General features: G+C 49.5%; 7 protein-coding genes, 2 pseudogenes and 1 riboswitch. Of the genes and pseudogenes, 7 read left to right on the top strand and 2 right to left on the bottom strand.

Translation table 11 applies throughout. The features are described 5' to 3' along the window. Positions 1 to 326: 326 nt before the first annotated feature. The 7 genes and pseudogenes from P0X86_RS23265 (at position 327) to P0X86_RS23235 (ending at position 10,330) form a co-directional block, all read left to right on the top strand. The gene (locus P0X86_RS23265) at positions 327 to 2,969 is read left to right on the top strand and encodes an adenosylcobalamin-dependent ribonucleoside-diphosphate reductase (protein WP_481858312.1); all 2,643 of its coding nucleotides are present in this window, start codon (positions 327 to 329) and stop codon (positions 2,967 to 2,969) included. Positions 2,970 to 3,484: 515 nt separating this feature from the next. Next, complete coding sequence (locus P0X86_RS23260; RefSeq protein WP_277746590.1) at positions 3,485 to 3,676, top strand: hypothetical protein; 192 nt, start codon at positions 3,485 to 3,487, stop codon at positions 3,674 to 3,676. A 908-nt stretch (positions 3,677 to 4,584) separates the two neighbouring features. Then, positions 4,585 to 5,208 carry a transposase gene (locus tag P0X86_RS23255; protein ID WP_277746589.1) on the top strand — a complete coding sequence of 208 codons (624 nt, stop codon included), beginning with the start codon at positions 4,585 to 4,587 and terminating at the stop codon, positions 5,206 to 5,208. Between the two features lie 47 nt (positions 5,209 to 5,255). Beyond that, positions 5,256 to 6,098, top strand: a complete 843-nt coding sequence (locus P0X86_RS23250) for an aldo/keto reductase (RefSeq protein ID WP_277746588.1) — start codon at positions 5,256 to 5,258, stop codon at positions 6,096 to 6,098. A 737-nt stretch (positions 6,099 to 6,835) separates the two neighbouring features. Further along, a pseudogene (locus P0X86_RS33335) lies at positions 6,836 to 7,213 on the top strand (IS4 family transposase); the annotation flags it as partial. Positions 7,214 to 7,395: 182 nt separating this feature from the next. After that, positions 7,396 to 7,482: riboswitch (cyclic di-GMP riboswitch) on the top strand. Between the two features lie 149 nt (positions 7,483 to 7,631). Then, positions 7,632 to 8,296 (top strand): annotated as a pseudogene (locus tag P0X86_RS23240) (putative bifunctional diguanylate cyclase/phosphodiesterase); the annotation flags it as partial. 216 nt (positions 8,297 to 8,512) lie between these two features. Beyond that, entirely contained in the window at positions 8,513 to 10,330 is a 1,818-nt protein-coding gene (locus P0X86_RS23235; RefSeq protein WP_481858311.1) for a PAS domain S-box protein, read from the top strand. A 49-nt stretch (positions 10,331 to 10,379) separates the two neighbouring features. On the opposite strand, the gene P0X86_RS23230 is transcribed toward P0X86_RS23235, so the two are convergent. Then, positions 10,380 to 10,658 carry an SDR family NAD(P)-dependent oxidoreductase gene (locus P0X86_RS23230; protein WP_277746584.1) on the bottom strand — a complete coding sequence of 93 codons (279 nt, stop codon included), beginning with the start codon at positions 10,656 to 10,658 and terminating at the stop codon, positions 10,380 to 10,382. A gap of 230 nt (positions 10,659 to 10,888) precedes the next feature. Beyond that, a complete protein-coding gene (gene hxlB / locus P0X86_RS23225) occupies positions 10,889 to 11,452 on the bottom strand; it encodes a 6-phospho-3-hexuloisomerase (RefSeq protein WP_277746583.1) in 564 nt (187 codons plus the stop codon). Positions 11,453 to 11,455 lie beyond the last annotated feature (3 nt).

Genomic DNA, 11,455 nt, shown 5'->3' with positions numbered 1-11,455 from the left:
GCCGCGGAATACCCTATAGAGCGCACGGCTGCTGGAATTGGATATTTTCATCCTTTTTTTTCATAGGGATCAGCGAAAAAGAGAGCGAGAGGAAGAAAGCGGAAGCTTGCGCGCGGGAGCTTGGAACTGTCGGCTTAATTTTCACATTATCGGCATAGTTAACCTATATATAGTGTAGTATAATGAATAAATAGCACTATATGTGGTGTATATTGTGGTTTTGGATGTTTGACCGGCTACATAACAGGTTATGTTGTTGGTGAGCACATACTTGGGAATCTTTTAAATTTTATATCTTATATAGGAGGTAGTTGCACTTGAGTACGATGCAGAATCAGCGGCTGGAAGGTTTAAGCGAGAAGATCTTTTTGGACCGGTATGCCTGGAAGGATGCGGACACCAACAACGCCAAGGTCGGCGACGTGGTGCTCGTGCTGACGAAGGATGATCCTAAATTTCCGACCAAGGAAGTCGGCGAAATCGTGAAACGCGAAGGCCGCAAGGTCACCGTGAAGACACGGAAGGGCGAGTTTGTGGAGTCGGATGTGGAGAAGCTGACGTTAACCATCGAGAAAACGCCGGAAGAAATGTGGGATCGACTCGCGGCCGCCATGTCATCGGTTGAGGCAACGCCGGAACTGCAGGAAGAGTGGCGCGGGAAATTCCGCGAGATTCTGGATGATTGGAAGCTGGTGCCGGGCGGACGGATTGCGGCCGGAGCGGGTGCAAGCGATGAATTGACGCTGTTCAACTGTTACGTCATTCCTTCCCCGAAGGACAGTCGGGGCGGCATCATGGAAACCCTGAGCGAGATGACCGAGATTATGGCGCGCGGCGGCGGTGTCGGCATCAACTTGTCTTCCCTTCGTCCTCGGCGCGCGATCGTTAGAGGCGTGAACGGCTCCTCCAGCGGTGCGGTATCGTGGGGCGGATTGTTCAGTTATACGACAGGCCTGATCGAGCAGGGCGGAAGCCGCCGCGGCGCGCTCATGCTGATGATGAACGATTGGCACCCGGACGTGGAGGATTTCATTACGGTGAAGCAGACGATGGGACAAGTCACGAACGCGAACCTGTCGGTATGCGTCAGCAACGCTTTCATGAAAGCCGTGAAGGAAGACCTGGACTGGGAGCTCGTGTTCCCGGATACCACCGATCCCGATTACGATGAGCTGTGGGACGGCGATTTGGATAAATGGAAGAAAGCCGGACGCAGCATCATTCCATATAAAACGGTTAAAGCACGCGAGGTATGGCACACCATTATCGAATCCGCATGGAAATCGGCAGAGCCGGGCGTGGTCTTCATGGAATACTACAACCAGATGTCCAACAGCTGGTATTTCAACCCGATCATCTGTACCAACCCTTGCGGCGAGCAGGGACTTCCGGGCTGGGGCGTATGCAACCTGTCCGCGATGAACCTGTCGAAGTTCTACGATGAAGCGAATCATGACGTTGCATGGGATGAGCTGGCTACGACGACGCGTTACTCCGTGCGTTTCCTGGATAATGTCATCGACCGGACGCCTTACCATTTCGAAGAAAACGAATTGAACCAGAAAAAAGAGCGCCGCGTAGGCCTCGGAACAATGGGTCTGGCCGAGCTGATGATCAAGCTGAACATCCGTTACGGCAGCCCGGAATCGCTGGAGTTCCTGGATAAGCTGTATGGCTTCATCGCGCGCGAAGCGTATCTTGCATCCGCGGATATTGCCGAGGAGAAGGGCTCGTTCCAGGCATTCGATGCCGAACTGTATCTCCAAAGCGGCTTCATGAAAAATATGGCCGAGGTGTATCCGGAAGTTGCCGAAGCGGTCCGCAAAAAAGGCGCCCGCAACGTTACCGTCATTACCCAAGCGCCGACGGGAAGCACGGGTACGATGGTTGGAACTTCGACGGGCATCGAGCCGTACTTTGCCTTCAAATACTTCCGTCAAAGCCGTCTCGGCTTCGACGAGCAGTTCGTGCCGATTGCTCAGGATTGGCTGGACAGCCATCCGGGCGAAGAGCTTCCGGACTATTACGTCACCGCGATGAGTCTCTCCGCCGAGGATCACATTCGCGTGCAGGCGGCGATTCAGCGCTGGGTGGACAGCTCCATCTCGAAGACGGCGAACTGTCCGTCCGACTTCACGGTTGAAGATACGAAACGCCTGTATGAGCTGGCATTCGATCTGGGATGCAAAGGCGTAACGATCTACCGCGACGGCAGCCGCGACGTGCAGGTCCTGCAGACGGAGAAAAAAGAAGACAAAGCCGCCGAAGCGACAACAGCTTCTACCGCGGAAGCGGCGCTGGAGCAAAGTGCGGCAGGCCAAGCCGCTGAGGAAACGGCGAGCGTGGAGCCGGCTGCTGCAAGCATGGCCGTGACAGCCTCGCCGAGCAAGAGCGGACTGGATAAACAATACAAGAAGCGTCCGCAAGTGCTGCGCGGCGCAACCTATAAAATGAACACGCCGTTCGGCATGGCGTACATCACGATCAATGATCTGGACGGCATTCCAAGCGAAATCTTCCTGAACGTCGGCAAAGCCGGATCGGATGTGTTCGCGATGGCGGAAGCCCTGGGCCGCGTATGCTCACTGTTCCTCCGTTACGGAGACCACGGCAACAAGGTGGAGCTGCTGATCAAGCACCTCAAAGGCATCGGCGGCACCGGCGCGATCGGCTTCGGCGCGAACCGCGTCGAGTCCATCGCCGACGCCGTGGCGAAGGCGCTCGAGACGCACGTGGCCAACAACGCCGAGGCGGATCATGACCATGATCCGGCACCGGTCGCAGCCACGATGGCGCCTGCCGATGCAGGCGAAGGCGGGGCAACGGCAGCCGCGGGCCACGGCGGACATGGCACGCACGCAGGCGGCAGCATGTCGCTGGATCTGTGCCCGTCCTGCGGCGGGGCATCCTTGATTAACATCGAGGGATGCAAGACGTGCGGGAACTGCGGGTATAGTAAGTGCTCTTAAGGAAGTCGTAGAGATGAGCTGCTCCCTCCTAATTGAGATGAATCACGAATACTGCAAAATCAGCTTAACAATGGTCACTAATGTTGAGAAAAGTTCATATTATTTATTAAAATGCATAATTATTAGTTTGTGTATAATTATGCGATAATTTGCATTTTAATTCTCGTGCAAGGTTGTCCACAGATGTATAAAGTATGGGTTTTATGACAAAACTAAATATGTGACTAAGCGTGGTCACATAAACAAGCGATTATCGAGAAGGCGGTTTAAATCTTTTTCTCGATTGATCGCTTGTTTTGTTGTAATGATGAAAGAAACAGGTGAAGCGGGTGATAACTTGACTCTTTTGAACGATTCCGAAAAAGTCGCATTTCTTATCGCTGTATTGGAATGTCATATTGATAAATTGCCGAGTAAAGAAACTTTTCTAAATTATCTTGAATCGATCCGAGCTTTTTTAAAGACGAAAGATCCAAATTCTTCAAAAAGCAGCATATTCCAATTGTGAGCTATTCTTGAAGAACATTTCTCATGAGTTGAAAAGTCAAATTACTTCAAAACAAGCGATTGGTTCTTTAATAGCTGCCTTGGATAAAGTCGGTTTTTCTGATTCAATGGACGCAGTGGCAGTCGTTATTGAGTTTGAAAGTTCTCCAAATCAACTACCTAAGAATAAGGCTGAAACATTATATACCAATCGCTGGTGATAGAGTACTGAAAAAGTGGGCATTCATGGATTATGTAACTTGGTAAACAAAGAGGAAAAGAACTTATAAAGTTAACTTTTTTGAATATGCGGGGATACTCAGATCAAGATATTAAAATACTACGTCACATTGGTGGATTTGGAACATGTAAAACATTCAATCAAGTTTGTCCCATTTGCTTGAGGGAAAATCCTTATACAACTTGTCATGAAACACTCGATCTTATTGATGATGAAATGCCCTAGTTGTAACCGTAACTTCGGCAAGCCGGATTTCGCAAACGGATTGGCTTCAGATGCGCCCATCTATTCCAACTCGTTTTCATGCTCCTTTTGTTTCATCAGAAGAATTGGTTTCGTTTGCTCGAGAGCAGTAAAGGGGATTTCCCGGCAAAGACGCCGTCTATCGCTTCCTCAATCACACCGGCTTTGCTTGGCGTCGCTTTCTGACGCTGCTCGGGACGGCTACCATGCAAAAGGTTGATGCTCTGACCTCGGAAAATCGCGACTCCGTCTTCATCGTCGACGATTCCATGTTTGAGCGTGGCGCAGCAACGTTGTCGAGCTGCTAGCCCGGTTTAAGGATAATGCTTCCGGCACATTTTACAAGGGTTTCCGCATGCTGACTGTGGGATGATCTGACGGCCATACCTTCGTGTCGCTGGATTTTTCGCTGCTGAGTTCCAGTAAATCGGCGATCAATGGCATGAATGAAAACATCGATAAACGTTCGCATGGCTACAAACGCCGGCAGGAGGCGTTGTTGCATCCCCTCAGGTCATCATGTGTCAATGCTGGATCGGGCGCTAAAGGCTGGGGCCACGGCCTCCTACGTCTTAATGGACAGTTAAGTTTACCCATGCGCCGCTCATCGGCGAAATTGTCACTCGCGGCCTGGATGTGATCGGAATGGTCCAAGAACGACAACAAGCACTTCCTGATTCAAGGCCAGAAGCTGACGTTAAAATAATTGTACGCGGCTGCGTCTCCCGTCGTAAGTACGAAACGCGGCATTCTCGAAGAAAAACGAGTGGCTGGCGATTTTGGACGACCGATCTTACCCTCACCGTAGAAGAGATCATTCGGATTTACGCGATGCGCTGGGACATTGAGGTCTTCTTCAGGTGCACCAAATCGCTGCTTCGCCTGCAAAAAGAGTTTCAATGCCGTTCCTACGATTTGCTGACCGGCCACACGGCGATTGTGTTTTGCCGATACATACTGCTGGCGTGGCAGCACCGGAAAAGCACGGATGCGCGTTCCTTTGGCGGATTATTTTATTTGTTGTGCGACGAAGTCGGTACGCTCGATTGGGTCGTTGTTCTGCAACAGCTGCTGGATTTGATCAACCAAGTAGCCCAAAAAGCCCGTAAGAAGATTTCCGCTCTTATTCAGCGTCACTCCATCAATGGATTGCCGCTTTACCCAGTTACATTAAGGCTTGTTTGGCGATTTTATGCTGCGAAAGTTGAGTTAGAATGTATGGGAGACCACTGCAAAAACATCGCCCAATATATTAGATATGGAGAATAGGACGGGGCGCTGCGGGAAAAATATTAAAAAAATAAGGGGGTGGGCGCGTGGTAACCCTTCCTGATGGGACAACTTTGCCCAGAATCGGTCAAGGTACGTGGTATATGGGGGATGAGCCGTCCAAGAAAAATGAAGAGCTTCGCACGTTAAGACGCGGTGTGGAGCTTGGATTGAACCTGATCGATTCGGCAGAAATGTATGGCGATGGCAGATCCGAGTCCTTGGTTGGAGAAGCGATCGAAGGGATACGAGATCAAGTGTTTCTGGTATCCAAAGTGTACCCGCACAACGCGGGTCTGAGCCGCATCGTCGGCAGCTGCGAACAAAGCTTGAAGCGGTTAAAGACGGACCGTCTCGACCTTTATCTTCTTCACTGGAGAGGAAGTATTCCTCTAAGCGAAACGGTAGAAGCGATGGAGCAGCTGGTCGAAGCGGGGAAAATTTTGCGATGGGGCGTCTCGAACCTGGACACGGATGATATGAAAGAACTGTTCGACGCGGCGCGAGGGACGCATTGCATGGTCGATCAGGTGCTGTATCATCTCGGTTCCCGCGGCGTAGAATACGACCTGCTTCCTTGGTTGAGAGAGCAAAAAATCCCGACGATGGCCTACAGTCCGCTCGCCCAGGCGGGCACTTTACGAAGAGGGTTGGTTGAGCATCCAGCGGTTAAGGAAATTGCCGATCGACATGGTGTGAAGCCTCTTCAGATTCTCTTGGCTTGGTGCATTAGAAGCGGTGACGTAATTGCCATTCCTAAGGCGTCGACAGCAGTGCATGTCGAAGAGAATGCGGAGGCGGAACGTATTAAGCTTACCGAGGAAGACTTGGGGATGTTGGATGAGGCGTTCCCCAAACCGACTAGAAAGGTTCAGCTCGACATTATTTAAGAAAGCCTTCACATGAAAGTTCCCGCAGGTTAGATTTGAGGTATTCCCGAATTTCAAACCGCTGCTTTTCCGTCAGTTTCGACAACTGCAGCATATCTCTCCATGTTCTCTCTTGTAGTACCTGGGCACGATGAGTGAACTGTGACCCGGATTGTGGACGGTTAAAAAGAAACAGCCCTAAGCCTAACCAGCAATTAGATGACCTCTGATTCTTCGGGGGTCATCTTTTTTCAGTACGCCCAGCATGGGCGTCATCTCTAGGGTGAAAGCCCGAACGGGGGCTGGCGAGCGCCTACTGTTAGCCAAGGGCAAAGGTGTCTGCCGCGAGGCAGAATCTGAAGGAAGCCGGAGGCAAAAGCACGGGCCAAGGTACACGAACTGAATTTGAGGAAGGGATAGCCGGATGAGCTGCCTGAACACAGCGAAATCCCAAGCCGCCAAGAGATATTCCTGTAAACTCTCCTGTATCAAATTCACGCGCGACTATATATAATTGTCTTCCCAAATCTGCAAAGACTTTCTCGCGAACCAGATCAAAACTTACTTCGAAGCTGTACCAAGTTCTTCTAAGGCTTTAACAATACTTGTAGTTTACCAACCCAAATTTCGCTGAGCGAAATTCGTCTTAAAAGTCATGTCGTTGCAGGCTTCCAAGGCGATCAGATAACTGGACTTGTTAATAGAAAAACACCGCTTCGTTTGCAAAAGTGAGAGTTTCGAGCAATCACTTTAACCTAATGATAGCCCATCCATCCGAATTGATTAATATACCTAACGAACTAAAGCCAGCGTTCCAAGAATTGAAAGTCATGCAGCATTTGCAACAAGCTGGGTTCCGTAAATGCTTAGGCTTTAGCTGCGCCCGGCTGTTCCAACTCGTCTTCGTTCTGTAGTTCCATCAGAAAAACTGGTTTCGCCTGCTTGAGAGCCGCAAGGACGATTCCATGCTTGGCAAAGCTGCGGTTTATTGCTTTCTCAATCATGCCGGCTTTGAATGGTGTCGTTATCTGACCTCGCTTAGCGTAGCCACCATGAAAAAGGTGGAAAAGATGGATGCGCTGATGTCTGAGGATCGGGATACCGTCTTCACCGTCGATGATTTGATGTTCGAAAAGTTAACCTATATGCTAATGTTGGCGCGAGGGATAGTACGGTAATCCCGTGCTAAAGCGCTTCATTTGTCCGAAAGCTCATTCGAAACCCTGATCAACTTGGTATCCTCGCAAAGACAATATTCATGCACAAAGAGAATGTTGCAGAAGATTGTCGAGCCATGGCATAATGTGGTGAAGATTAACAATTGGAATGGCAAACCCGTTGAAAGATGGGGACGTAAAGCCATGGATCTAATACGCATGTGCGTTATGGTTGCAAGGTGGCCGTGTGTTGCGTTTTTTTTTGCGTTGTCTCGAGTCTGTTGTTGGGGATTAGAGTGGCGAGAATAGCGATAGCCCCCCGTAATTCGATAAATTCATCCACGATACCACAGGTACTTTGCCGTCTCATCAACTACACGAGTAGGGGTAGGTAACAATGGGGATTCAACAATTAGAGAAAGATTTAAGAGAAGCACTGGAACGTCAAGAGTTCCAACTGTACTACCAGCCAAAATTGGATTTGGCTTTGGGGAAAATCACAGGCGTTGAAGCATTGATCCGGTGGGAGCATCCAGAACAGGGACTGCTTACTCCAACACAGTTTATTCCCCTCGCAGAAGAGACTAATCTGATTTGCCCCATCGGGGAATGGGTGTTGCGAACCGCTTGTACTCAGAGCAAGGCATGGCAGGATGCAGGTGCCCCAACACTTATAATGGCAGTCAACCTCTCTGTACGTCAACTTTATCAACCTGATTTTTTGGAAAGTGTAGAAAGTATTTTGTATGAGACAGGGCTTGTTCCATCGTATCTGGAGCTTGAAATTACGGAATACATGACGATGGAAATTGTCCGAATTGCTCCAATTCTAAGACAATTAAAAAATATCGGTATAAAAATCAGTTTGGACGACTTCGGGATAGGGTATAGTTCCCTGTATAATTTCAAAGATTGCCGATTGACATTATAAAAATTGATCAATGTTTTGTGAGTAACTGCCTGGTGGACATGAAGGATGCAACGATTGTCAAGGCAATTATTGCTCTGGGGCATGAATTAAATGTGGAGGTGGTTGCTGAAGGGATCGAATCGAAAGAGCAATTGATATTTCTCCAACAAAACCTCTGCGATTTAGGGCAAGGTTATTTGTTTAGCAAACCTTTGCCGCCATCGGAATTTCTGGTGGCATTCCATCAAATAGAGAAGATTATTAGCAGAGATGGAATACCTTCAGCATTATTCAGAGAAAAATGGTTACAAGAAGCTTTGCACAAAACAAAGCAGGAATTAGCAGTTACGTTGAGATACCAGCAAGGTATGACTTTTAAGTTGACTCGGCATGATGGAAAATTTATTCATACTTTGTGTGATGGTGAATTGTTATATCGCATGGGTCTAACACCCGAACAAGTCGTAGGAAAGGAGCCTCATGAATTCCTCCCGCTCAATGATGCTGAACGGAAGTCTCAATATTACGAAAGAGCTTGGGGTGGCGAGGAGAACGTCATTTACGAAGGTCAATACAACGGAATTTGGTATTTGGCTTCCTTACGCCCTATCCATAGAGGAGGACAAGTGGCAGAGGTAATCGGCTCGGCTGTCGATATAAGTGATCGTATTAAAAAAGAAAGGGAAGCGTCCCTTCTCACACAATACCTCGTGGAGCAAGAGTCAAAATACCGATTGATTGGGGAGAATTCACAAGACCTGATTGCCATACTTGGATACAAATGGTGTATTACAGTACGCTTCGCCATCCCACATTCGGGTGTTCGGGGGGAAGCTTCCCAGTTTGAAGAAAACTACCCTTTCTCTATGGTACACCCTGATGATCTTGCACTCATCAGAGAACGTTGGGATGAAATGATATACACCAAGACTTCGGTACGTCTTGAGTGGCGATTCGTTAAAGTGGACGAGACCTGCATTTGGCTCGAAGGCATAGGGACTCCCATTCTAACGTCTGATGGTAAGATTGAAAGCATCTTAATAACTGGTCGGGAGATTACAGAACGCAAGATACAGGAACGGAAACTCCGTGAGAGCGAACAACGGTATCGTGATATCTCTGAACGTCTCGCTGAGAGAGAAGAAAAGTATCGTTTTATTGCCGAAAATACCCAGGATTTAGTCGGTGTCGTGGATATGGAAGGTACAGTTCTATACGCCTCGCCGTCCCATGAATTGGTCTTGGGGTTTTCGTCCAGCGAATTTGAAGGAAATTCTGCATTTTATTTCGTTCATCCTGACGATCTTGCGTACGTGAAGAAGCAATTCAATGACATGGTTAAATTAGAATCAACGTTCGATTTTGAGTGGAGGTGTAAAAAAGCAGATGGCAGTTGGGTATATATCGAGACCAGGGGCGCTCCTATATTTGATGAGAATCGTAAAGTAGTGCAATGCGTGTACGGGTCTCGTGATATTTCGGAACGAAAGAAGGCAGAGGAACTCCTTCTACGAACTGAAAAGCTTTCGATAGTAGGTCAAATGGCGGCAGGAGTTGCACATGAGTTTAGAAATCCTCTAACCTCGATCAAGGGATTCGCTCAGCTGTTACAACAAGGTAACGAAAAACCCGAGTATATTGAATTGATTCTATCTGAGGTTGGGAGATTAGAAGCTATAGTATGGGAATTTTTAACAATTGCCAAACCCCAAGCTCCGAAAATGCAGGAAGTTGATGCGGCGGTTGTTTTACAACAGGTGGTGTTGTTATTCAGTACACAATCCATATTAAACAACATTGAAATTATTGAAGAACACGACTCGGAAGTACTACGTATTTACTGCGATGAGAATCAAATCAAGCAAGTGTTTATTAACATTCTCCAGAATGCGGTTGACGCTATGCCAAACGGAGGAATCATCAAAACACAGATTCTATGCCACGATTCAGAGTTTATCAAATTTCGATTTATAGACCAAGGAAGTGGCATTTCGGCGGAACGAATTAAATCCATTGGAGAACCCTTTTATAGTTCCAAAGAAAAGGGAACGGGATTAGGCCTAATGGTCAGCAACAAGATTGTCCACGAACACGGAGGGAGTATTCATATCGAAAGCACGGTCAACGAAGGAACCACTGTTGATGTAATTTTACCCATCTACTCGTCATTACTCAAAAGGGATTAGTATTTGACACTATTATGATAATAGGAATGGATGAAGGAAGCTTCCCTGGCTACAGAAGTACTAACGAATCACGGCGCAATTTAGACGCGCAGTAGGTCGAACCCGTCGCGAAGCCGCGTTCTCCGGCCGTGGACGCGACATCGACAATGTCGCCGGACTTGCGATCCAGTATCGTTGGCAGCACGGCGCTTGTAACGTAGTACGTACCCATCAGGATGACCTGAACGATGCGCAGCCACTTTTCTGGACCCATGTCCGCCACGGTGCCGAACGTGGCCGTTCCCGCGTTGTTGATCAGGATGTCGACGGTGCCGAGCTCGCCGATCAAGCGGGCGACAGCCGCTTCGGCCTCCCCGCGGTTGCCACGTCGGCCGTCGCGATGGCGTCGTCGACTCCTTCAGCTTTTTCTGCGCGCGTTCCAGGTCGGACGCGGACCGCGCCATCAGGCCCGGACGCACGCCTTCCGCGCGCGGAAGACCGCGAGTCCGATCACCCTACCCGCGCCTGTAATAAATAGCCGTTTTACCTTTGAGCATGCTTGCCTTTCCCTCCTGTACGTTATTCCAGATTCGCGTGATTGCCGTACATCTTGCCGGAGTTCTGGCGCTGCGATTCCATGATCCGAAGGATGACAGCGTCTAGTACAACCAGAAGCGTCTGCTCGAACAACGATCCCATCGGCTGCACCGTCAAATCCCGGCCGGACGCCTGGTCCTTCGGCGCGCCCGGCAGCTGGACGACGATGTCGGCCCGCGCTCCGATCGTCGACTGCGGTTGGATGGTGAGTGCGGCGACGTCCGCATCCAGCGCCTTCGCCTTTTCGGCCATGCCAATCAAGGTCTGCGTCTCGCCCGAACCGGAGCCGATCAGCAACAGGTCACCCTTAGTAATACCTGGTGTTACCGTCTCGCCCACGACATGGGCTTGAAGCCCCAGATGCATCAGGCGCATCGCGAAAGCCTTCATCATGAGGCCGGAGCGTCCCGCCCCCGCTACAAAAATGTGTTCGGCCCCGAGAATCGCTTCCGTCAGCCGTTCGCCGGCGTCTTCTGTGAGCAGCGATGCGGCATGCTCGAGCTCCTGCACGATATGTGCCGCATGGCGCTTGATGGACTGCGCCATCGC

The sequence above is a fragment of the Paenibacillus sp. BR1-192 genome (assembly GCF_029542445.1).
Classification (GTDB): Bacteria; Bacillota; Bacilli; order Paenibacillales; family Paenibacillaceae; genus Paenibacillus_AQ; species Paenibacillus_AQ lautus_A.
The sequence above is the reverse complement of the archived record's forward strand: the minus strand, read 5'-3'. Positions and strand labels throughout refer to the sequence as shown.